Source organism: Bacillus sp. FJAT-49711, assembly GCF_018343715.1.
GTDB lineage: Bacteria > Bacillota > Bacilli > Bacillales > Bacillaceae_C > Lederbergia.
Window position 1 is genome coordinate 150,769 of record NZ_JAGYPL010000003.1, and the last position, 22,724, is coordinate 173,492.

Here is a 22,724-nt window from a genome sequence, read left to right on the forward strand (position 1 = left end):
GCTACTTCGATTTCCCGAAGGCTACCCCAGCGAAAGAGGGTCGAAAGGAGAAATATTTTCACTAAGGATTCATCCGATAATTTTGTGAAGTTGTAATTATGGGATGGGCATGCCAGTGTTGTGGCTGGTAATAAAGATAAATATTGACGAAAGACTAAATCTTGATCTACACTATTCATTGCGTGCTCCTTTTGTAGTGTAGGGAACTGATGAGGTCGTCTTTCCCTATCTACATTAGGAGTTTTTTTATTTTACCGCAAGGTGGAAAATTAATATTTAGTCTGACCTTACATTTTTTTACAAACGTGCAACACTAGTGGGCACCCAAACAACTCTGAAATAATTCGGAATTGGGTGAATTGTTCGGGTGCCTGGCACCGAAACAATTAAGGAGTGACGGGTTTGATTATTTGGATTAATGGGACGTTTGGGTCGGGTAAGTCGACGACGGCGTATGAGTTGGAGCGGAGGATAGAGGATTCGCATGTGTATGATCCGGAGAGGTTTGGTTATGTGTTGATGAGGAATGTGCCGAGGGAGATAGCGTTGGGGGATTTTCAGGATTATGCGTTATGGCGGGAGGCAAATTATCGTTTATTGAAACAAGTGGCTGAACAATATCGGGGTGTTCTCATTATTCCGATGACTCTCACAAATGAGAGATATTTTGAGGAAATTGTTGGACGCCTAAAAACTGACGGGATTGAGATTAAGCATTTTACTTTGTCTGCTTCGAAAGAGACAATTGAAAAAAGACTTAAAAAGAGATTAGAAGGAAAGAATTCATGGGCACATGAACAAATGGCGGGACGGCTGGAAAGCTTATCGAAAGAAACATTTCAGGAGCATATTCAAACCGATACTATGACCATTGATGAGGTCGTTGAGACGATTGCTAGACTGTCCAATATAACCTTACTGCCAGACCGCCGACCAAAAATCAAAAAGTTAATCGATAGGCTGTCCACCGGAATAAAAGAATTCGGGATATTTAAATAGATGCGAAAGTTAAAAAAGAGGTACATTATATCGATATGATCAATGTACCTCTTCATGTTAAAAATATTAACCTAAATTCTCATCATGCTCTCCTTCGCTTTCACTGCCGGCTTCATTGCCATTTTCACCGACCAAACTAGCCAATACGTGTACTCTTAAAATAATCCCCTTTATAACCCGCTCTTCGTCCACGACGACAATCGGATATTTGGATTCCAATGCCTTCGGGATAATATCCTGCACATATTCAGCAGGATCAACCGTGTTGATGTCCGTATCCATAACATCTTGCAACGTTTTCTTTTGCTTCAACCCTTCAATTGCTCCATCAATCGTCACGAGACCTTGTATTCGCCGACCTCTATCGACGACGAAGGCACTCGATATTCCGTTTTCCCTCATCACTTTTATCGCTACGTTTAATCCGTCTTTTAACGAAACTAACCCAAATGGCTTCACCATGATATGTTCCGCTTGTAATATTTTTGAACGATCGATATCTTTTATAAAATCAGAAATATATTCGTTCGCGGGTTGCTCTAATATCTCCTCTGGTGTTCCAATTTGTTCTACATTTCCGTCTTTCATTACTGCGACACGATCTCCAATTTTAAACGCTTCATTCACATCATGAGTTATAAAAATTATCGTTTTCTGAAGTCGATTTTGAATATCAAGCAGTTCCAGCTGCATCTCCCTGCGAATTAACGGGTCAAGGGCACTGAATGGCTCATCCATTAATAGTATATCCGGATCATTTGCGAGTGCTCTTGCAATCCCGACCCGCTGCCGCATCCCTCCCGAAAGTTCATCTTGATACTTATCTTCATACCCTTTCAACCCAACTACTTCCAAATGACTTTGGGCGATTTTTCGGCGTTCCTCTTTCGGCAGTCCCCGCACTTCCAAGCCATATTCAATATTGCCAAGAACGGTACGATGGCTAAAAAGACCAAAGTGCTGGAACACCATCGCAATTTTCTTTTGCCGATAGTATTTTAGCTGCTGTGCATTATATTCAACAATATTTTCCCCATCAACATAAATTGCGCCAGCAGTTGGCCGATTCAGCATATTCAGGCATCGAATCAAGGTTGACTTTCCACTTCCAGAAAGCCCCATAATAACAAAGGTTTCGCCTTCCATTATTTCCATGGATGCATTATAAACGCCAACGGTATGACCCGTTTTCGCTAAAATATCACTTTTAGATTCTCCCTTTTCGATCATAGGGATTACTCTTTTTGCTCTTTTGCCAAATATTTTGGATACATTTTCAAGTTTCATTTTTACTGTCACGAGTCTTCCCTCCTGTGTTTCTGAAGACGCTCAGCAATTCCACCTGTTATTCGGTCGATGATGATTGCTAAGAAAACAATACTGATTCCCGCTTCAAATCCTAAAGAAATATCGATACGATTAATCGCATATAAAACTCGTTCACCAAGTCCTTGCGCACCAACCATAGAACCGACGACCGCCATCGCAAGTGCCATCATCGTTGTTTGGTTAATTCCAGCCATCATCGTTGGCAAGGCTTGTGGAAGTTGAACTTTAACTAACATTTGCATAGTCGAAGATCCGAAAGACTGCGCAGATTCAACTACTTCCTTGTTAACATTCCGGATCCCGAGTTCCGTTAAGCGGCTTACAGGCGGCAAGGCATAAATAACCGTAGCGATCACTGCCGGAACGTTTCCAAGCGGAAAAAAGAAGATGACAGGAATTAAATAAACAAAACTAGGCATCGTCTGCATTGCATCCAGCAAGGGCCGCATTGCTCGAGATAAAACTTTATTGAAGGCCATTATAATTCCAAGTGGGATTCCTATAATTAAAGAGAGAATAACGGAGATCAATACGATGGCAACGGTCGTCATCATTTCCGGCCACAGATCGAAAGACCCGACTAAAAACATAAAAACTGAAAATAGCAAGCCACCATACAAATTTGTAAAATACCATCCTAGCAAAAAAATAATAATGATGAAAACCCACCATGGAATGGAGATTAAAGCTGATTCCAGCCCCTTAATGGACGTTGAGGCGATAACAAAAATAAAATCAAAAAGCGCTTTAAAATTTTCTGCTAAAAAATCTATAAACTTTTCTACGCCATTTCCAATTGGTATGCGTATATTAGGAAATTCACTCATATGAATTAGGCTGTACAGAACAGCCCTCCAACACCTTTCCAATACAATTTTTATATATACTGCCTTTAAAAAAGACGAGAACTGCAAGCTAATGCAGCTCTTTCATCTATTTTTACTTCAAAGCGTCATTCACTTTCTTTGCAACATCTTCAGGTACCCATTTAGTCCAAATATCTTCATATTCCTGCATCCACCACTTCGCAGCGTCATCTGCTTCGGCGTCGTTTTCTTCCATATAATCTAGCGCTTTCTCTGTTAAATCATTGCTGGTTTCATATTTTTTTAGAAACTCAAAGACTTCCTTCGCTTGATTTGGGAAATCTTTATGAACCGCAACGACAACATCATTCGGCGGGAATTCAGTTCCTTTATTTTCTTCCCATACTTTTTCATCATATGGATGATCTTCAAGAAGTGTTAAGTCGTAGCCTGCTGTTACCCAAGTAGGCGACCAATAATAGCCGACCCAAGGCTCTCCCTTTTTATAAGCTCCTGCTAAAGATGCAACAATGGCAGAATCCGACCCGGGTGCCAAGTAATTATAAGTTTCATCTAAACCATATGTTTCAACCTTTGTCGCTAAATGCTCACTTACCACCCAGCTTGACGGAGCCCCTACAATACGCCCTTTGCTTGGATCTTCTGGATCTTTAAAAACATCAGGATATTTCGCCAAGTCTTCAACTGTTTTTAAATCTGGGGCAACTGGTTCAATTCCCCGTTCCGCATCCCCTTCAATCACATATGTTGGGACATATAACCCTTGAGCATTATCATCAAAATTAGTCGAAGCTTTCACAATACTTCCTTTTTCAATTGCCTTTTCGTAAACTTCCTTAATATTATCTGTCCACAGTTCCATGTAGACATTTATATCTCCTTGCTCCAACGCTTGCACAGTTGCTGCCGTAGTACCCACTGTTACATCAGTGTCGTACCCGTATCCTTCTTCGACGATAAGCTGAGCGATGCTATTATGGACACGAAGACTATCCCAGCCAGCATCGGCAAATTTTATTACCTTAATACTATCCTTGCTTGCACCACTGCTACATGCAGATAATAAAAGTAGCATACTAGTAAACACAATCATGTACATTTTTTGCATAACAAATAAACCCCTTTTTTTCTTAGTTTTTAAAATAAACAGGCTGTTTTTAAAGAATAGAGCTTTATAGATTTATGGAAGAAAGAATCTGAAGAATAACTTGGACACTGGAGTGGATAAACGCCTATATTTAATGGTACGGGGATTTTGAAATCATTACAAATGACTTAATACGATGTATATTCGCATATGCTTCCATTGCATAACCTCTCGTCATGTTACAAAGACTTTTCATTAAAATTACTGCCATATCCTCCGTTATCATCAAGTTTAATGATGTATACCACAAATACGAAATAATAAACATTAAAAAAAGATGATATTGACATAAGAAGGCAACATCATCTTTTTCTTGAAATGATATCCATTTACATTTTTCTTTAAAAATCCTATATAAAATTGACTTTTTAAACAGCATATCCCATGTATTTTTTATCTTATAACGGTCAATACTCTTGCTAATCCAAGGGATATTCCATTTCCAATTTTTCAACTGAAATTTTTAAGCAAAATAAGAGTATCTATATAAAGTTTCATGTTATAATTGCAAAAAAACATGATGTTTTTTACTATAATTATCATAAACTTTATTATTAGATATGCGTTTTGTCATTATCACAAAGAACAAGGGAGGCGTGTAATGGTATGACTGCAGAAAATTTGGATAAACAAGGGATAACTGTTAATTCGGCCATCTCCTTAAAAGGAATCGTGAAAGCTATTTTCAAAGATAATGTTCATGTCCAAATTGGTGGAAAAGTAATCTCTTTGCCCCTATCTAATAAAGACATAGTTAAATAATTCAAACAGGTGATGCAAAAAATGCATCACCTTTCTTGTTTTTTAGATTCTTTCTTTTCAGGATTCATTAATAATGTTAACGATTGGTCGTTCCCATTCATCAACTTATATACATAAGCGGACGTTAGCTTGAATCCATTTTCAATTTTATCGGCTAAAAAGCTGGCGCGTTCAAATAGGACCGAACGAAGGTGGCTTATTTCTCTTAATATTTTCTCCGTTAATGCCTCTTGATTTTCCAATCTGCTAGATACTTGAGCCTGAAGCACTTTTTGTTGAGAAACGTCTTCCTTCATCTCCTTTTGAATTTCGATCTGTTGTTTAATTTTTGAATGTAATTCTTCATTAGCCGATTCGGATTGCTTCAAACGTTGGACAATTTCAGCATTCATTTCATTTAATTTCGTCATTTGATCCAGCCATTCTTTCTTTAAAGCGAGTTCATTTTCTTTCTCTTGATCACTTTTATCATCCAGCTTCGCAAGCCAATCAATGACTTCACCTTCAAACTTTTCGTGTTTCAAATGAATATCCCGAAGTTCATCTAATTGATTTCCAATTTCAGACCACTGATTAGTATGAGTTTTTTCCTGCTGTTCGTATAAAATTTTTAAATCAAGGAAGGAATGAGTTAATGCTTCATTCGCTTCACGCTGCTGGATAATCAGTTCTGATAAATAGTCCATTTTATATAATTCTTGATTAGGCGCCTGAATATTTTTCACATTTTTATAAACTTCTGGATGGTCATTGTTATTAATAAATAACCCCACTCCATTTCACCCCTTAATGCATGATTGTATTATCTTATGCATTGGGTGGATGGAGGGGGCACAATAGTCATGATGACAATTATTATTTTTATGTCAATTCAGTTTGCTTTGTTTCTTTGCCTAAAAAAACAACTGCAAGTACACCAATGATTATCGCGATACAGAAAATCCCGAAAACAATGCCAATATCGAATTTTGCGGCTACAAGAGATCCGACTAATAACGGTCCTAATACACCGCCAACACGACCGGCAGCAGCTGCCATTCCTGCTCCAGTTCCCCTAATGATGGCAGGATATTGCTCGGGTGTATATGCATAAAGCGCACCCCACGCACCTAAGTTAAAAAATGATAGGAATATACCAGAAATAAGAAGGATCGCTGTTGTATCAGCGTTTCCAAAAATTAATGCACTTATTGCAGTACCGAGTAAATATGTGGAAAGTACAAATTTTCGCCCTACTTTCTCGATAATCCAAGCAGCCGTAAAATAGCCTGGAAGCTGTGCAAGCGTCATAATAAGCACATACTCAAAACTTTTAATAAGACTGAAACCTTTCATCACCATTACACTTGGCAGCCATAAAAACATACCGTAATACGAAAAAACAACCATGAACCATACAATCCACAACATAACAGTCGCTTTTACATATTTTTTTGACCAAACTTCACGGATATTTTGAAAAACGGATTGAGTCATTTTTTTCTTCGCTGAAAACTGCGGGGAATCAGGCAGCTTCAAACGCAAATAAATCGCATAAAATGCCGGAAAGGCTGTTATAATGAGTGCCACTCTCCAACCATATTCCGGTATGACGAAATATGAAATAAGGGCGGCAACTAGCCAACCAACAGCCCAAAAGCTTTCTAAAAGAACAACAATGCGTCCTCTTTCCTTCGCTTCGACACTTTCAGAAACTAGCGTTGAGGCAACTGGCAATTCCCCTCCAAGTCCTGCTCCAACAACAAAACGCAAAATCATAAACGCTGCTAATGTTGTTGTAAGTGCGGATAATCCACTTCCAACAGAAAATAGGACTAGTGTTAACATAAAAACATTTTTTCTTCCAATCTTATCGGCCATCATTCCAAATACTAACGCACCTACAACCATACCAATTGAATTGATGCTGCCGATCCAACCCATTTGGGAAGGTGTTAAATTCCATTCAATTGCCAACGCTGCAATGACAAATGATAATATCCCAACGTCCATTGCATCAAATGCCCATCCTAGACCGGCGATACCTAGTAATTTATTACGTGAAATAGTAGATTGTGGTTTTATTATTTTCACCTTCGCATACCCCTGTCTTTACATATGTAAATTTATATCTTAAAACTGAATATACACCTATATATACAACGTTGCAATATAAATTTACCTTTGCTACAAGATAGTATGTCCTAAAAAACGATTCTCCTTCGTATATGTAAATGTTTCAAAAAATATTAATCTATGCAAAAAAGGGCACTTGATTGGGCCCTTCAAACGATATTTTTATTTTTCAGCTAATGGCGTTAACCCTCTTCCAATGAGATTGGCAGATATAGGCTGTCTACCTAATTCTCTAGCCCAAATGGACAATTGGCCAATATGATGAATTTCATGAGCAATCACATGTCTCATAACCTCTCCCCACGTATCAGTCGTTATCCGACCATCTGGCAAAGTATCGTGGAGCAAATTATTCTCCACGCTTTCATTCCAGTTCAGAACAAATGATTCTACTTCCAGTTTAAATTTTGCATCAAGCTTCCTTACCTTTTCTAAGCTTTTGAAATCCTCAAAGCTCTCTTGAAAATCAGATTTCCCTTGAAGAACTCGAATCCAGCTCCATTCAACATCCACAATGTGAAAGAGCGTTTGCAAAATCCCTCCTACTCCACCTCTCCTGTTTAAAAGCAGTTCTTCTTCCATGATTTCTTCACACCAGTGATACCAATCTTCTCTTACTTGCCAATTATAACGAAATAAAGTCTGCATACGTAACCCTCCATTTTGGGTTTAGATTAAACTCTACAAATTTTTATCAATCCAATTTTTCATACAAAGAAGTATTATTCTTTTCGCCGAACAGTTCAATATGTAGATATACTTTTTGACTTCTGTCCACATACCTTCGTGACGAACAATTAAACCGAAGAGAACCATTACTCATTCCTGTCAAAATAATATGCCCGACCTATTAATCAGTCTTCATGATACACAGATATTGCCGCTTAATGTAGTCATCTTTCTATCGTTTCAAGAAATTATTCCAGCCATCAAAAACAATTTTTCAGCGTTTGTGATTTGATTTCAATACTTTCTTATTTTACACCAGACATGGATGCATTCAGTGAAAGTAAATAAATACTTCCATTTCGTAAGATAATAATTTTATAAAATCCACTAGAGTAGAAAGGAAATATGCCACATTTTGAAAAATACTGCGCTCTTATGAAGTTTGGATTACTTAGCCTTAGGAGGAATAAACATTATTCTTACTAGACAAATTAAAGATAAACAAGCCGAAACAGATAAGGGATACGTTCATTCTTTTTTTCTTTTTTTACCAACAACATACCTAAAAATTCATAAAATGGTGAACGAAATGATTTTTGGAAAGAGGTAAATTAATGAATGTAAAAAGTATAAAAAAACCGAGAATGGGCGTAGGTCTAGGAGCTGTTTCAGCTGTTGCTTGGGGAATAGATACGGTGATTATTGGCATTATCATCGCTAGCTCACCTTTTAAACAAGCGATTGTTCTTGCTCCTATTATAGCTGCATTCATGCATGACTTCTTCTCTGCACTATGGATATCCTTATTGATGATTGTAAAAGGTGAGTTTCTTAATGTATTAAAATTAATAAAAACAAAGAGCGGAGCGATTTTAGTTCTAGGAGCATTGTCTGGCGGTCCTTTAGCCATGACTTTTTATTTTCTCGGTATTCAATATGCAGGAGTGACATATGCGGCAAGTATTGCTTCTATATTTCCTGGAATTGGCGCTCTGCTCGCATTCTTTTTTTTGAAGGAAAAAATGTACGGAAAAACTTGGCTTGGTATTGTTTCAAATATCATCGGAGTGATTATTTTAGCCTATGTGCCTTCAAAATTTAACGTTGAAAGCAACTTTATCATCGGCATCCTTTTTTCATTAGGGGCCGCCATATTTTGGGGACTTGAAGGGGTGATTGGTGCTTGGGGAATGAAAGGAAAAGAGGATATTCCTCCCGTTCCACTCTATGCCATTAATATAAGACAGATGACCTCCGCACTATGCTATGGATTATTAATTGTACCATTTATTCATGGATTTCCTTTAGTCTTTCAAGTTTCCTCAACAAAAATTGTTTGGATAATCGTGATAGCGGGTTTATTAGGAGCTGCCAACTATTCTTTATACTATATGTCCATTGATATAATTGGTGCTGCTAGAGCTCAATCACTTAACAACACGTATGTTTTTTGGGCGATCGTAACTGAAATTATATTTATAGGTACTCCTATCAACTTACAATTTGTTATAGGTGCATTAATTGTACTTTTAGGTTCTGTCCTCGTTTCGGGGAACGTAAAAAGTTAGAATCAAAGACCTGATTAGTATACTATTCCGTTTATTCATAAATCAGAAAAGAATTAAGAACGAAGGTAAGTCCTGTATCTTACACAAAAATTGTATATTACACTTTATCTTAGCGAATGTATCATGAGTTAACTTGGAATAGAAAAGCGAAGTTTATAAAATATTTTTAAGACGATGAAATGATTTTGTTTGAGCAAATGGCTCAAACCCAATTGACCCATAAAATTTATGTGTTTTAGGGGAAGTACAAACAACAATGGCAGTGTCTGCCCCTTTATCATGCAAAGCATTGAGAGCAAGCTTACAAACGGAACTGCCTAACCCCATCCTCCAAAATTTTGGATCCGTGCCCACAGGCTCCAGTAAACCTACCTTATTAATTTCACCAAACCAAATTAAACAAAATGCTGCAAACTCACCATCAGGGGTTTCTAGTACCCAATCAAGAGAAGGATCATAAGGATAGGTATTCATAACATTCCGGTAGCTTTCTTCAGTGACTCTTGATGGCGTGAATGCAGCCCTCTGTGCCCGTACTCTATTTATTAAATCTTCATCCCCCTTGAGATATCGTGCTTTAAATCCATCTGGCAAATTAACAGGGAAAGGACAACTGTCTAATGAAATTTTTGTGAGAACTTCAGGTGTTTCTTCTAATGGGCTGAATAATGAATCCTCTATTGCTGAAATAAGATGGGATTCAGTTTCTAGAACTGTTACCCTTTGTTCATTGGCTTCGGTCGTATCAAACCACTCAATGACATCCTTGGATAACTCGGAAAAATTGGGGTCAACTTGAAACATTAAACTGTCAGGTAATTTTACCCACCCCCAAGCCACTGGTCTATCACCCATTTCCCATATTGCAGTAATCCATTCATTCTCACGCCCAGCGTGTCGAAAACGTTGCCAAGCTAAATCGCCAATATGGTAATTAGATTCTAGTGACCATATAGCCTGTGTAAGTTTCTGCATTCGTTTTAAATCGCTCGAATTTTTATAAGTTCGAATTACAGGTTTATCCATTTATGTAATCTCCTCGATTCTTCTTGATATTTGTAACTATCTTTTTGACACCGTGCTTTTATCGGGAAATCTGTTCAATCCTAACATTTATACCCCTTATGCATTTTAAGACTATATCTCCCCAACGCTCTCTGCTGTTTTAATGGAAAGATACACACTTAGTGCCCCTAATATGCACATTACTGTAATAACAAACTCTGGTTCAAGATGTAAGAATGACGAGAAATTTGGTAATTGCATAGCTAATATTGAGCATGTGACAGTTGGAACAGTTAATCTTTTCAATATCCCAAAAAGAAAGAGTGGGATGAAACTAATCAAAGTAATAATAAGTGAACGAGTAATACTACTAGTAAAATAGGTGATTATATCAGAGTTAGTTGGATTTCCGTTAATAATAGAAAAAACCTGATCAAGCATATAGGTTGTCAAACCTGTAAAAATAAAGGAAATAATCGTAGTAAGAAAGACAAGAAGCGAGATAAACAGTACTTTTGCCATAAATAATTTCTTTCGGCTAATAGGATATCCGAAAGAAAGAGAGATTGTTTTATTTTTATATTCTTCGATGAAAACCTGATTGATAAGAGATCCCCCAAACAAGATGAATCCCATTTGAATAAACAAGTTTAGTTCAATCGCTGCAGCATAGCTTTCACCAAAATCAGGCATTACCATTTTTATAAAAAACAGAGGCATAAACATAAGAATAAGCCAGTAAATGATGACTTCACCAATAACAGAAAGTCGTTTTAACTTTCTCCATTCTAATAACATTAATTTAAACAATTTGTTTCCCCCCATTAATTTGCTCATAAAAATAGTCTTCTAAGGAGCTCGTATGTTTTTGGATTTCTTCAATGCCAATATTATGTTGAATTAACAGTTTAGTAATATCACTTTGAGAACGGGTCAGATCATATATCCGAATCCTATTCCCTTGAAACAATTTCATATTCGAAATATGAAGTTCATTTTCTAGTAAATAAAGCGTTTTTTGTACTTCCGTTGTTAAAAGCTCGATGTAATCTGTTCGCTGCTTTTGAATATCTTCTAATGTAACTTCATTTAGCAATCTTCCATTATCAATAACGCCTATCCTATCCACAACCTGTTCCATTTCTCCTAAAATATGACTAGATAGAATAAAGGTTATCCCGTATTCCTTGTTGAGCATTAAGATTAAATCCCTAGTATCTTTTATTCCAATAGGATCAAGACCATTTGTGGGCTCATCTAAAATAATCAGTTCAGGTTTTGTAATAATAGCTCTAGCTATTCCAAGCCGTTGCTTCATCCCAAGGGAAAATTCCTTTACGTATTTATCCTCGATCCCTTTTAAATGAACCATATCCAACGCTTGTTTTATTCCTTTATCATCATAATATCCTAAATATTCACAATGGAGCTTCAAGTTTTCAACCGCAGTTAAGTGCTCAAAAAAGATCGGATATTCTATAATACTTCCGACTCTCTTTAAAAGAAACTTCGAACGTTCTGTAAGTCTTTGGCCAAATAACTCTATCTCGCCACTTGTTGGCTTCGTTATTCCGGTGAGCATTTTCATAATCGTTGTTTTACCAGCACCATTTTGACCGAGAAAACCATAAATTTCTCCTTTTTGAATGTGAAGATTCATATTATCTACTAACTTTTTTCCTTTTCCCTTTTTTGTGAGACTTGTTGTTTTCAATACACTATTCATTGAGATTTCTCCCTTCCTGCATCTGCTATCATCATAAGCAACAAAAATATCTTATTTCTTTCTCAATCCTTACAAAATTCTTAAGTTTTTTGTTGTAGCAAAAAAGAGGTTGTTCCAACTGAACACCTCTTCTGAAAAGGATTAATACGTAATTCGATTGAAAAGACACGTAAAGACCGTTTTTTCATATGGCTTGCTGCTTAAGTGGATAGAACCTTTCATAGCTTCTATTAAGTGTTTTGTTATGCTTAATCCAAGCCCACTACCTTGAAATTCAGGGTTTCTCGCATCATCCAGAGTATATAACCGTTCAAACACCTGTTCTTGATGCACCTTTGCAATTCCCTTCCCTTTATCCCAAATATCAATTGCAATTTCATCCCCATCTTCCCTAACGTCTAGCCCAAACACCCCTCCATCACTTCCATAGCGGATGGCGTTGGAGATAAGATTGCTTAAGACCCGGTTTAATGCCTCCTCATTTCCAAGAATGTAATAATATTGTTCTGGAATATTAACATCCACATGAAGATTTTTCGATTGCAGCATGTCATAAAACTCCAACACATTTTTTCTGCAAATTTCATTAATAGAAATCCTGCTTAGAGGGAATGGGTAATCCCCCGAATCAAGTTTCACAAGATCAAAAAATTGATTGAGCAGTTCTATTACATCTTTCGTTTTTTGATGAAGACGGTTCAGGACTTGCCTCCGTTCTTCCATACTCATATTATTGTCTAGATTTAATTTTTCAACATAGCCTAAAATTACGGTTAATGGGGTTTTCAAATCGTGAGACATGTTAGACAGTAGTTTTCTTAAGCTGTCTTTCGTTTTTACATAGTCCGCGATTACTTGTTGATTGTAATCTAAAAGACGGTTAATTTGAATGAGGAATAGTTTAATAGTTTTCTGATCTGTTTGTATTAACACTTTTTCGGTTGTCTTCTGTTCAATAATATCGGAGAGCTTTTTCTGTATTTCAATAAGCTCCCTCTTCATTTTTCTTCTAAAATATGACTGTACTACAATAATCACTAACAAAACAATGATGATGATACTTAATAAAAGGACCATACGTTATTCACCTAATTTGTATCCGATTCCCCATATTGTTTGAATGTATTGCGGATTGGACGGATCTTCTTCTATTTTTTCCCGTAGTCTTCTAATATGGACGTTAATCACATTTTCATTTCCATAATAATCATCTTCCCAAATGAGACGGTAAATTTGCTCCTTTGTAAACACCCTGTTCCGATTGGTCATAAATAGCTTTAAAATGTGAAATTCCTTTGATGTAAGCTGCACACTCTGCTCCTTAACTTGGGCCAAGAAGGTTTTTAAGTCGAGAGAAAGCTCTTTAAAATAAAGGATCTCTGAAGTAGGTTCATTCTCTGAAGGAAGATATTGTGTAGCCCTTCGAATGGCTGCATGCACCCGGGCAGTAAGTTCAACCATAGAAAAAGGCTTGCTGATATAATCGTCCGCACCAAACCCTAAACCTAATGCTTTATCTATGTCACTCCCTTTTGCTGAAATAATCAAAACAGGAACTAAACTTGATATTCTGATCTGCTTTAGAAAATCCATTCCACTTAGCTTAGGAAGCATTAAATCAAGTAAAATTAAATCTACCTTATTTTTATTAAGAAGAGCCAATGCTTCCTCGCCGTCAAAGGCTGTAAACACCGTAAAATTCTCCTGTTCCAAGTGGCTTTCAACCAATTTACTAATATCTCTATCATCCTCTACAAGCAAAACATTCCTTTGCACATTTTCACTTCCATTCTTTTGTGCGAATATCACCAAATTTATAAAAATTGACAAATAAACTTTTTACCTTAAAAAAACTATTTCGCTACTCACGCAAAAACTCCTCCTTCTGCCCTTGGATGAACGGATAAAAGAAGACGCCTTCTTGCTTAAGAAGCGCGCCCTTATCAAAACTCCTCAAAAAATATTGGATTAATAATCTATATTTCTCCTATTCCTAAAAATATTCGAACCATCATGGAAATGAACAAGCTGGCGAAAAAGAGACAGACCATTATGCTTAAAAAAGCCCAGTCTTTTTTACAGACGGATATTTTATGAAAGTACGTGCGATTTCGTGATCCGGTAAATCCTTTTGATTCCATTGCAATCGCTGTTCGCTCAGCTTTTCGAATGGCGCTTGCGAGTAAAGGGATGATCAGTTTAGTCTTTGACGCCAGTTTTCCAGTTAACCCTTCCATACGATTGACCCCTCTAATTTGGTGAGCGCGTCGGATCGTATTTAATTCTTCATGTAACAGCGGTAAAAATCGGTAGCCTGCAAGAATGCCATACGCCAGTTTTGGAGGCATTTTACACTGCTGAACGAGACTTAAAATGAAGTGAATCGGATTTGTTGTCATAACGAATAGCAGAGATAAACTAGTAAAGCACAGTACCCGTAGTCCAAGAGCTAATCCAATAGAGAGACCATAGTTAGTAATGGTGATGGGTCCAATTTTCAATAGATCGATTGTCTCTATTTCCGATGGGGGATGGGAAAATACGGCTGTTGTCCATATATAGCCGAAAGCCAATATGAAAAAAGGAAGGAAAAAGAGCAGCCATCTTTTTAGCTTTATCTTCCCAAACAAAAAGGTTACGGCCAAAATGAAGAGCCATAGTAGAAACGGAGTCACTGGATCAAATACAAATGAAATGCACAATACAAGAATGATGACTGCCAGCGCTTTTATACTAGGGTTAACGGAATGCAGCTGCAAATCGCTCACCCCGCTGTTCCCATTGTTTTATTACTTCATATTTTACAGGCAGTTGAAGCTGTGCCTTTTCCAGCCATTCTTTCGGACTCGTGAAGAGTTGATAAGGAGTTCCTTGAAAAATCACTTCTCCGCCAACTAATACGATCGTTTGATCTGCATATGAATCAACAAGTTCCATATCATGGGTAATCATCAAAGCTGAAACTCCAGATTGCAGCCGTTTTTCAATCATATTCATCAGCTCTTTTGTCGTATTAGCATCTTGTCCGTAAGTAGGTTCATCTAAAATTAAAAAAGATTGTTCATCCACAAGCATCGTTGCGACACTCAGCCTTCTTTTCTGCCCTTGACTAAGTGAAAAAGGATGATGATGTTCAACATGATTTAGCCTAAATGACACGAGAACTTCATCTATTATCTCTTTCATTTGTTTTTCATCCATTCTCTGCATTTTCAGTGAAAAAGCCACCTCCTCATAAACAGATTCAGTCATGAATTGATGTTCAGGATTTTGAAAAACATAGCCAAGCTTTTTACTTAACTCCAAATTTGAATAGGCTGCTAAATTACGATTTCCCAATAAAACTTTTCCTGTTTCCGGTTTTTCCAAGCCGCTCAATACATATGAAAGTGTCGTTTTTCCAGCTCCATTCGGCCCGACTATCGCAGTAAGGGCACCTTTTGGAATATTAACATTGATGTTTTGTAAAATACATTTCTTTTTTCGCGAAAAAGTAAGATTTCTAGCTTCTAGTATATTTTCTTTAGGAAAGCATGGTTTTTCTATTATATGTGGGATTTCATCCAGCGCCTCAACGAGTTCGTCAACTGTAAAAGGGATTGCATTTGAATTTGAAAATTTCTCTTTAAATAAAAGAGCTTGCGGCAATGATATACCGCGTTCTTTTAATAGATTTAGGTGAGATTGGAAGCAGTTTCGCGGGTGCCCGACAAATATGATTTTTCCGAAGTCTGAAAGAACTATGCACCGATCGATAAAGCTAAGCCAATGATCTAGCTTATGCTCAATGACGATAAGAGAAAACTGTAATTCTTTTTGCAGACGCTGAATCGTTTCAGCAAATTCTTTAGTGGACAAAGGATCAAGCAGAGCTGTCGGCTCATCTAAAATGATTAACTTTGGTTTCATTGCTAATACACAAGCCAATGCGACTTTTTGTTTCATTCCTCCAGAAAGAGTCGCTATTTTGGCAGATAAATTATTGTCTATCCCCATTAAGCTCGCTGCCCATTTGACCCTTTCAGCCATTTCCTCACGGGCCAAATTCATATTTTCCAATCCAAAAGCAATTTCATCTTCTACGGTCAACATACAGAATTGGGTTTCAGGATCCTGAAACACGATGCCGACCATGTGATTAACTTCTCCCGGTAAATATTCATCTACTTTTTTACCGAATAAGTAAATATCGCCTTTACTAATTCCATCAATGGATCTAGGGAAAAGTCCATTGATGCATAGAGCAAGCGAACTTTTACCTGATCCACTCTGACCCATGAGTAAAAGAGTTTCCCCTTTTTCGATTGAAAAAGAAATATCATTTAAGATGGGTGTTTCTGATTCATCATAAGAAAAGGAAAAATGACTTATTTCCAGCAAATGGTTCATGCTGCCTTTCTCCTTTTCCTTTCTTTCCCTAGTGCCATTCCGTTTAGCACTCCCGTCTTCGCCAGCGTATCGCTTATATATTTGCCAAATAACCCTGCTAACAAAGCTCCGGAGATGATTCGAATGATCAACATCCATAAAACATATTGAGGTGATAATGCTTGAAAGCCAGAGAGGAAATAACCCCAGGCGAAACAAAAATGGATGACCCCATACCAGCCGCCATTAAAACTGGGATGGTATAACGTTTCCATCCTGTAGCCGCAAAAACCACCTCCGCACCCAATCCTTGAATCATCCCGGATAATATTAATCTCGGACCATTCACATTCCCTATTAAAACTTCCACGAAAGCGGAGATTGTCTCAGATAAAAAGGCAGCTCCGGGTTTTCTAATAATATAAGCTGAAATAATCGAAACAATAAACCAAATTCCAAAAATCGGTTCATATCCTATTGGCCCCATAAAGCCAACCAAGATGCTTCCCACTTGGAAAAATAATAAATAGACGATAGCGAAAGCAACAGCCAGCGTAGACATAACGACAATTTCTCGCAAATTCCATTTAAACATTTCACATCCTCCTAATCTAGTTGGCTTTTCATTTGCTTTCTTGAAGGGCTGTTAGCGGCAATATTCACTGTCATTGTGACATGGCTTACTTTTTCCTGAGTGGTCATAAATGAATGTTCCAATGTCGAAAATACATCATGTGCGTCCCCATCAAGCCGGCTCGCGTAGTGTATGCCTCCAGAGAATATTCCTTTTCCCTTTGCAATCTCAATTGTCTCCGCGATCAAATCCATATAACGTGAATCATTCATCGGATAGAGCGCAAACTGAGTTGGCGCCTCGATTTTTATATCAGACAAAGCAGCTTCGTTCATCTGCTCATCATCTACCGACATATACGAATATCCATCTGAATCGCCTGGGCAACCAATTGAAAAAGTCCCGTTCAATACAACATGCAGCCCTGTTTTTGCGGCATATAAATATACGGCTTTCGCGACATCAAATACATGCACCGCCTTTCCACGAATACACGTACTAATATCATCCGTTTTTAACCACACTTTTGATGTATCCGTCTCGTTTAAAGCACCCTTGATCACATCAACAAACTGATCACTCATTGGATAGAGTGAAAACCTGAAACCAACAATACGACTTGTTCCACAAACTTGAGTCAACATTCATACCTCCATTTTTTTAGTTCTCTGACCAAAAGCGCAAGCGCCTGTTCATCGACGTACAAACTTCAGGGCCTTTGACTTATCGTAGGGCAAAGCACAGGAAGTTTGCTAGTCGATAGGCACTGGAGCTAGGCGAAAACGTATTTCTCAGAGTGTTATCCACAAAGTTTCTAATTTATAAATTTCTTAACAAGAACAATAAAAAAACTGCATCTCAATGGAAGATGCAGCAGTATACGGAAAATTACAAAACAATACCGTCATAAGCTGCACTTCCCCACGCTGGCATTATCCAGATCGGGTAATAAGGGACTAGAACGCTCCTCCTCGCTCTTCTCAGCCTTTGCGGCTCCCCTAGTGCAACAACCTCTATGCAGTTTTTATCGCTCGCCATATATCGTAGCTAGTAACAACAAAAAAGTAAATATCCCTAAGTACCTAGTATACAAGTCCGATGCCAGGCACCGGACAATTCTGAATTGTTTCAAAGTTGTTTGAGTGCCTGGCACCGAAACAATTAGGGCCAGAGAAGTTCATGGGTCCATTGGTTATCATGGATTCGGTATTGTAGTCTAGTGTGTTTTCGATCGGGATTGCCTTGCCAAAATTCGACTTGATTGGCATGTACACAGTATAGTTTCCATTGGGGATATATTGAATCGGGATTGCTTTTAACGTTATCGATTTTTTGATCGAGAGCTTTGTTTAATTCTTCTTTGTTCAAGAGGGGATTGCTTTGCTTGCCAATCATGGCAGTTGCACGAGCCATGTCGCTTCTTTCTAAAAAATCGGCTGCGCTCCTTTCGCTTCCCGTTTCGACGGCAGTTCCTCGTATCCTTACTTGCTTTCCAAGTGCGGGCCAGTAAAAGGTAAGAGCAACCTTTGATTGTTCAGCTAATTGCTTGCCTTTTCTACTCTCGGAGCTAGTCGCAAAATACCATCCATTATCGTCAATATTTTTTAAAATTAATACTCGCGCGTCTGGATACCCATCATGATCGACGGTAGAAATCGTCATCGCATGTGGTTCAAGCACGTCCTCCCTAATTGCTGTATGTAGCCATTTAATAAATAACTCGTGCGGAGTTTCCGGTACATTGTCTGTATGAAAATCACTAAATGAACCGTTTAATACTTTCAGGTTTCTGAGAAGATTCTTTATACTACTCAAATCCTACATCTCCTTTCAGCATCTTGTGCCTGGCACTAATTAAGTAAGCCAATAAAATTCTTTCTGTATTTCCATATTAACATGACCTCCATCACAATTAGCAATAAAGCAAGTGGGAGAAGGGCTTGATCTATGAAAATATGAAACGCAAGAATGTTAATAAGAATAGGTGCTAGAATTGTTAATGCTAAAGGGATGAAACGGCGAATTAATAAAAGAATGCCGCAAATAATTTCCGGCGTTTTTTCAAGAGCTAGTAAATAGCCAGTTCCCAAAAATTCCATTGCCTTTGGACTAGTTGGAAAGATAGGATTGAATCCGAACAAAACAAAATACCCATTCAGACCGGCACATAAAAAGACCAAACCGAGTACTATTTCTGAAACCCGAAAGATATGACCCTTCATAATATCAGCCCCTTGTTTCGTTTTTGTCCCTAGCCACCTGAAACTATTGTTTAAAGTTAAAATTAGATAAAATAAACAAAACTCCGCCAAACATCCAAAATGGCTCCCAGAAAAAGAGTCTCCACTTAAGTGCATAACCATCAATCTGCATTGATAATAATCCAGTAAAAACAAATGAGAGAGTTATAGCATTAGCAAGACCGTACAAAAATAAAAACAACCCCCGATTAAGGCTGTGTAAAATAGTATGCGATGTACTTTAATCGACCACTCCTTTAAAAGCAGCAGCAAAAAAAGACCTCTACCTAGCTTCATAAATCCCGTTATCCAAACGATTGCTATAAAAGCAGCTTCCCTTTTCAATGCATGCTCATAGATTGAACCACCTAATGATTTGACTCCTGCCATTCCTCCTAAAGCCCAATAAAAACTCATTAATCCGAAAAGAATACACCAGATGCATCCAGAATAGATATAAAGCTTTTTCTTTTGCATCATTATCATCACGACCACACATTTTGATAAAGTTCATACCTTTACATAAATCCGTACTGTCACATTGCGACTGGCTTCATACTTTATATTTGCGTAAGAACATAAACAAGTGGCATTGAACGATCTTTTGTTCCAAAAAAGTATAAATAATTGGATAGAAAAAGTTCATAATAACGATGCTTCGAGGGCTCTGGTTTCCCTCTTAAATTTAATATTATTTGTGGGGGCGCATCCTCTACAATTTCAAATCTCATTCCTTCCATAAGCTGCATCAAAAAAAACATAGGTATTGAATCCATATAAGTTCCCGGCGATTCATCGTCCAACAACCATTTAGGATGACCACCTAGCTTATTATGAGCAAAGTGGATATCTGATGTAGGTGTGAAATTCCAACGTTGAAATCGAACCTTCTCTTTATAATCTATTCTAATGACGCCTTCTTTTGTTTCAAAAATATTTATTTTAAAGTTTTTCTGATATGTTTCAAGGAAGCCTTTTGGAATATTTATGCCTGGCAGAACCTCTTGCAGCATTTCAGGAATAAGATACTCCTCATGTGCACAAGAAGTACAGGCAAATACGGCCATCGTAAAACCATGCCAAAAATGGTCTTGCGGAAAGGCAATTTGAAAAAAGAATGTTTGTTTTGCTCCGCATATTTGGCACGCTGGAATTTCCATTGATTCCGGAATGCAAGGTTGGCCTCCGATAAACGATAAATCTTTTTCATTTTGTTTTGTGTCGACTAAATCGATCTCTAAACTATAACTAGATTCCATTCTTTTCATCTCCCCGTTCAGTATTAGAAACTTATTATCCTAAAAAGCAGGCTCGTTCATTTACGGATTCGGAAAAACTCTCTTGATTGTCTGTCCATCTATTCTTACATTATAAACGACTTCATATGGCCTCGTAGAACCACTAGAATATTTTGGTACTACTCTAACAAAAACAGTTTTACCTGCTTGAACTTCTTGTGCAACCATTTCTTCAAATTGCCGGAATCTTCCTCTATTAACGCTCAAGTTTTGTGGAAAAATATTTCCTGAGAACCTTGTACCTAGTCCGCCTAGATTGTTTCCAATTGCGTGGCCGGCATCGTCCGTTTGTTTACCAAGAGATCGTGCGTATCTTCTAGAAGCACGATTTGTATCCGTTCCTGTTTTAAGATGACGAGGTTCAATCTTGGCGAAAACAGAGCGAATCTCCCCCATACTCCCGTGCGTTGTTCGATACGTTAGTCCACCGGCAGTGGTAAATTCATGCCTTGTAAACCCTTTTGCAGTTTTTAATACTTTTGCCGAAACAATCTTACCGAACGGAAAACGTCTTAATCCAAGTGTAAAAACGGCTGCCGCAGCATATTCGGGTGATAGTAGTTTTTTAGGGTTTCGGAGCATATCTGAGATTTGATGCCCGCTTGTTGCGACTCCCAGCCCCATTGAAACAGCACCAATCGCCGACCAGACTCCCAAAAATGGCACAGATAAAGCGAATGCTCCTGCTATAATGGCTCCTTTCTCCCATCCTGACAATCTGTCCCACCAAAATTGCAAGGAATCAAATAAACAGGCAAAGCAGGTTCCTTCGCTGCTGTATATACTTTCCCATCCAATAAAAAGTGCAATCAATACCGTTAAAGCTATAGCCGTCAACGCTCCATAATATTTCTGAACGTTCGTCTTCAATAATGCTACTCGCTCCTTTGCTTCTGCATTACCATGTATGAATGTAAAAGCAAGTTCCCTGCGTTCACGGTAAAGAAACAATAAATAACCGAAGCGCTGCTTATCCTTTAGAAAGGCAACCATCAGATTCCAGAGTTCGATAAAAGGATTTATTACATTTTCGTATTTAAGCAGAGGCAATTTATCGCGAACTCGGTTTATTTCGCTATAATCAATGAGCAGAGCCGCAATGAGCATTAGGAGGAAAAATGGTTTTGCAGCGTAACCGCTCCCGATTAGTTTATGAATACTTTGTAATAGTTTTGGAGCCTGATAGCTAGCGTTCCATAAAATATGATCATAAATGGCCATAAACAAAAGGAATCCAGGAAAAATAAAGATATAATTCAAAAACTTAAGCCTATATCTAATAGCTATTCCGATTCCCAATGTCACCATCGCCGTTAATAACGCATGTCCCGAAGTCATTTGAGTTGGAAAAATACTTTCTTCAAAATACCCCGGAAATAAAGTAAATAAGTCCCAATGAAGAACTTTTCCACCGAGCAATGTTACCCCATAGTGACTTCCGGATATTAATCTTCTTGTTGCTTCCTCTATAAATTGAAAACCAGCTCCTGTTGCAGCACCAATAAGGGCATAATCACTTAAACTTAAAGACGATGCCCTTCTAGAAAAAAATAAATAGACTGCGAGAGGAATTAATTTCAATACTTCTTCAGCAATTGGTGTTAAAAAGGCTTGGCTCCACACATTCGAGGCTTGACCACCGAAGATCCACGTAATCGACAGGACGATGACTGAATTCAACGGTACGATCAACCAGCCCCCTGCTAGAAAAAAATATGTATATTGCTTCCATGTTAATGTTTTACTGCGACATAGTAACCAGAATTGCAAGATTACATAAAATGACCAAAAATACTGTACGAATATTTTGCGTGAATCTTCCATGAAAATTAGACTGAGAACAAAGACAATTAAAGAAACCCAAGAAAAAATAGTATAAATCACCACAATAGACGGATGTTTTTGAGTCCACTCCTTCAAAAATTGGTGAGTAGACTCAAATATCCTTCTTATGTTTAATCTAGTCCTTTCGATCCTACTCGTCATGCTTCTTCACCCCATTATACGAGTTTGACGTCCACTTTTAGATTCATATACATAAATTTCCAGAATCATCTATTTATGGTTTCATACTATACCGTATAATGTCATGCTTTA

General features: G+C 37.7%; 23 protein-coding genes, 1 pseudogene and 1 riboswitch. Of the genes and pseudogenes, 3 read left to right on the forward strand and 21 right to left on the reverse strand.

The features are described 5' to 3' along the window. Positions 1 to 402 precede the first annotated feature (402 nt). A complete protein-coding gene (locus KHA96_RS14755) occupies positions 403 to 999 on the forward strand; it encodes an AAA family ATPase (RefSeq protein ID WP_213130095.1) in 597 nt (198 codons plus the stop codon). A 66-nt stretch (positions 1,000 to 1,065) separates the two neighbouring features. Here KHA96_RS14755 and KHA96_RS14760 read toward each other — a convergent pair whose 3' ends face one another. The 4 genes from KHA96_RS14760 to KHA96_RS14775 all read right to left on the reverse strand — a co-directional run bounded on the left by KHA96_RS14760 (position 1,066) and on the right by KHA96_RS14775 (position 4,756). Then, positions 1,066 to 2,298 carry a quaternary amine ABC transporter ATP-binding protein gene (locus tag KHA96_RS14760; protein ID WP_213130096.1) on the reverse strand — a complete coding sequence of 411 codons (1,233 nt, stop codon included), beginning with the start codon at positions 2,296 to 2,298 and terminating at the stop codon, positions 1,066 to 1,068. Next, complete coding sequence (locus tag KHA96_RS14765; RefSeq protein ID WP_213130097.1) at positions 2,295 to 3,155, reverse strand: ABC transporter permease; 861 nt, start codon at positions 3,153 to 3,155, stop codon at positions 2,295 to 2,297. The genes KHA96_RS14760 and KHA96_RS14765 overlap by 4 nt, the downstream gene beginning before the upstream one ends. 112 nt (positions 3,156 to 3,267) lie before the next feature. Continuing rightward, positions 3,268 to 4,263, reverse strand: a complete 996-nt coding sequence (locus KHA96_RS14770; RefSeq protein WP_213130098.1) for an ABC transporter substrate-binding protein — start codon at positions 4,261 to 4,263, stop codon at positions 3,268 to 3,270. A 130-nt stretch (positions 4,264 to 4,393) separates the two neighbouring features. Further along, positions 4,394 to 4,756, reverse strand: coding sequence for a hypothetical protein (locus tag KHA96_RS14775; RefSeq protein WP_213130099.1), 363 nt, complete (start codon positions 4,754 to 4,756; stop codon positions 4,394 to 4,396). Between the two features lie 152 nt (positions 4,757 to 4,908). Here KHA96_RS14775 and KHA96_RS14780 point away from each other — a divergent pair, with 152 nt between their 5' ends. Continuing rightward, positions 4,909 to 5,064: a hypothetical protein gene (locus tag KHA96_RS14780; protein WP_213130100.1), complete on the forward strand. Its 156-nt coding sequence runs from the start codon at positions 4,909 to 4,911 to the stop codon at positions 5,062 to 5,064. A 26-nt stretch (positions 5,065 to 5,090) separates the two neighbouring features. Here the strand turns inward: KHA96_RS14780 and KHA96_RS14785 are convergent, their stop codons facing one another. The 3 genes from KHA96_RS14785 to KHA96_RS14795 form a co-directional block, all read right to left on the reverse strand. Further along, positions 5,091 to 5,837, reverse strand: coding sequence for a hypothetical protein (locus KHA96_RS14785; protein ID WP_213130101.1), 747 nt, complete (start codon positions 5,835 to 5,837; stop codon positions 5,091 to 5,093). A gap of 88 nt (positions 5,838 to 5,925) precedes the next feature. Then, on the reverse strand, positions 5,926 to 7,128 hold the full coding sequence (locus KHA96_RS14790) for an MFS transporter (protein ID WP_481748249.1): 1,203 nt from the start codon (positions 7,126 to 7,128) through the stop codon (positions 5,926 to 5,928). A gap of 213 nt (positions 7,129 to 7,341) precedes the next feature. After that, positions 7,342 to 7,827 carry a DinB family protein gene (locus tag KHA96_RS14795; RefSeq protein WP_213130102.1) on the reverse strand — a complete coding sequence of 162 codons (486 nt, stop codon included), beginning with the start codon at positions 7,825 to 7,827 and terminating at the stop codon, positions 7,342 to 7,344. A 635-nt stretch (positions 7,828 to 8,462) separates the two neighbouring features. Between KHA96_RS14795 and KHA96_RS14800 the strand changes: the two genes are divergently transcribed. Further along, positions 8,463 to 9,416, forward strand: a complete 954-nt coding sequence (locus KHA96_RS14800; RefSeq protein ID WP_213130103.1) for a DMT family transporter — start codon at positions 8,463 to 8,465, stop codon at positions 9,414 to 9,416. A 153-nt stretch (positions 9,417 to 9,569) separates the two neighbouring features. On the opposite strand, the gene KHA96_RS14805 is transcribed toward KHA96_RS14800, so the two are convergent. The 14 genes and pseudogenes from KHA96_RS14805 to KHA96_RS14870 form a co-directional block, all read right to left on the reverse strand. After that, complete coding sequence (locus tag KHA96_RS14805; RefSeq protein WP_213130104.1) at positions 9,570 to 10,442, reverse strand: GNAT family N-acetyltransferase; 873 nt, start codon at positions 10,440 to 10,442, stop codon at positions 9,570 to 9,572. A gap of 111 nt (positions 10,443 to 10,553) precedes the next feature. After that, complete coding sequence (locus KHA96_RS14810; protein WP_213130105.1) at positions 10,554 to 11,231, reverse strand: ABC transporter permease; 678 nt, start codon at positions 11,229 to 11,231, stop codon at positions 10,554 to 10,556. Continuing rightward, positions 11,224 to 12,147 (reverse strand): ATP-binding cassette domain-containing protein, encoded by a 924-nt coding sequence (locus tag KHA96_RS14815; RefSeq protein ID WP_213130106.1) that lies wholly within the window; start codon positions 12,145 to 12,147, stop codon positions 11,224 to 11,226. The genes KHA96_RS14810 and KHA96_RS14815 overlap by 8 nt, the downstream gene beginning before the upstream one ends. Before the next feature lie 141 nt (positions 12,148 to 12,288). After that, positions 12,289 to 13,224, reverse strand: coding sequence for a sensor histidine kinase (locus KHA96_RS14820; RefSeq protein WP_213130107.1), 936 nt, complete (start codon positions 13,222 to 13,224; stop codon positions 12,289 to 12,291). Between the two features lie 3 nt (positions 13,225 to 13,227). Next, positions 13,228 to 13,923, reverse strand: a complete 696-nt coding sequence (locus KHA96_RS14825) for a response regulator transcription factor (RefSeq protein ID WP_213130626.1) — start codon at positions 13,921 to 13,923, stop codon at positions 13,228 to 13,230. Positions 13,924 to 14,123: 200 nt separating this feature from the next. After that, entirely contained in the window at positions 14,124 to 14,915 is a 792-nt protein-coding gene (locus KHA96_RS14830) for an energy-coupling factor transporter transmembrane component T family protein (protein WP_349305769.1), read from the reverse strand. Further along, positions 14,887 to 16,536, reverse strand: a complete 1,650-nt coding sequence (locus KHA96_RS14835) for an ABC transporter ATP-binding protein (protein WP_213130108.1) — start codon at positions 16,534 to 16,536, stop codon at positions 14,887 to 14,889. Before KHA96_RS14835 ends, KHA96_RS14830 begins: the two co-directional genes overlap by 29 nt. After that, positions 16,533 to 17,110, reverse strand: a pseudogene (locus KHA96_RS14840) (ECF transporter S component). The gene KHA96_RS14835 and the pseudogene KHA96_RS14840 overlap by 4 nt, the downstream one beginning before the upstream one ends. Before the next feature lie 11 nt (positions 17,111 to 17,121). Next, on the reverse strand, positions 17,122 to 17,730 hold the full coding sequence (locus KHA96_RS14845) for a YkoF family thiamine/hydroxymethylpyrimidine-binding protein (RefSeq protein WP_213130628.1): 609 nt from the start codon (positions 17,728 to 17,730) through the stop codon (positions 17,122 to 17,124). A gap of 260 nt (positions 17,731 to 17,990) precedes the next feature. Beyond that, a riboswitch (TPP riboswitch) is annotated at positions 17,991 to 18,099 on the reverse strand. 151 nt (positions 18,100 to 18,250) lie between these two features. Next, entirely contained in the window at positions 18,251 to 18,904 is a 654-nt protein-coding gene (locus KHA96_RS14850; protein WP_213130109.1) for a pyridoxine/pyridoxamine 5'-phosphate oxidase, read from the reverse strand. Between the two features lie 35 nt (positions 18,905 to 18,939). After that, positions 18,940 to 19,311 (reverse strand): hypothetical protein, encoded by a 372-nt coding sequence (locus tag KHA96_RS14855; RefSeq protein ID WP_213130110.1) that lies wholly within the window; start codon positions 19,309 to 19,311, stop codon positions 18,940 to 18,942. Positions 19,312 to 19,494: 183 nt separating this feature from the next. Continuing rightward, positions 19,495 to 19,719 carry a hypothetical protein gene (locus KHA96_RS14860; protein WP_249315638.1) on the reverse strand — a complete coding sequence of 75 codons (225 nt, stop codon included), beginning with the start codon at positions 19,717 to 19,719 and terminating at the stop codon, positions 19,495 to 19,497. 170 nt (positions 19,720 to 19,889) lie between these two features. Then, on the reverse strand, positions 19,890 to 20,588 hold the full coding sequence (locus KHA96_RS14865) for a hypothetical protein (RefSeq protein ID WP_213130112.1): 699 nt from the start codon (positions 20,586 to 20,588) through the stop codon (positions 19,890 to 19,892). Positions 20,589 to 20,648: 60 nt separating this feature from the next. After that, a complete protein-coding gene (locus KHA96_RS14870) occupies positions 20,649 to 22,613 on the reverse strand; it encodes a DNA/RNA non-specific endonuclease (RefSeq protein ID WP_349305770.1) in 1,965 nt (654 codons plus the stop codon). Between the last annotated feature and the right edge of the window lie 111 nt (positions 22,614 to 22,724).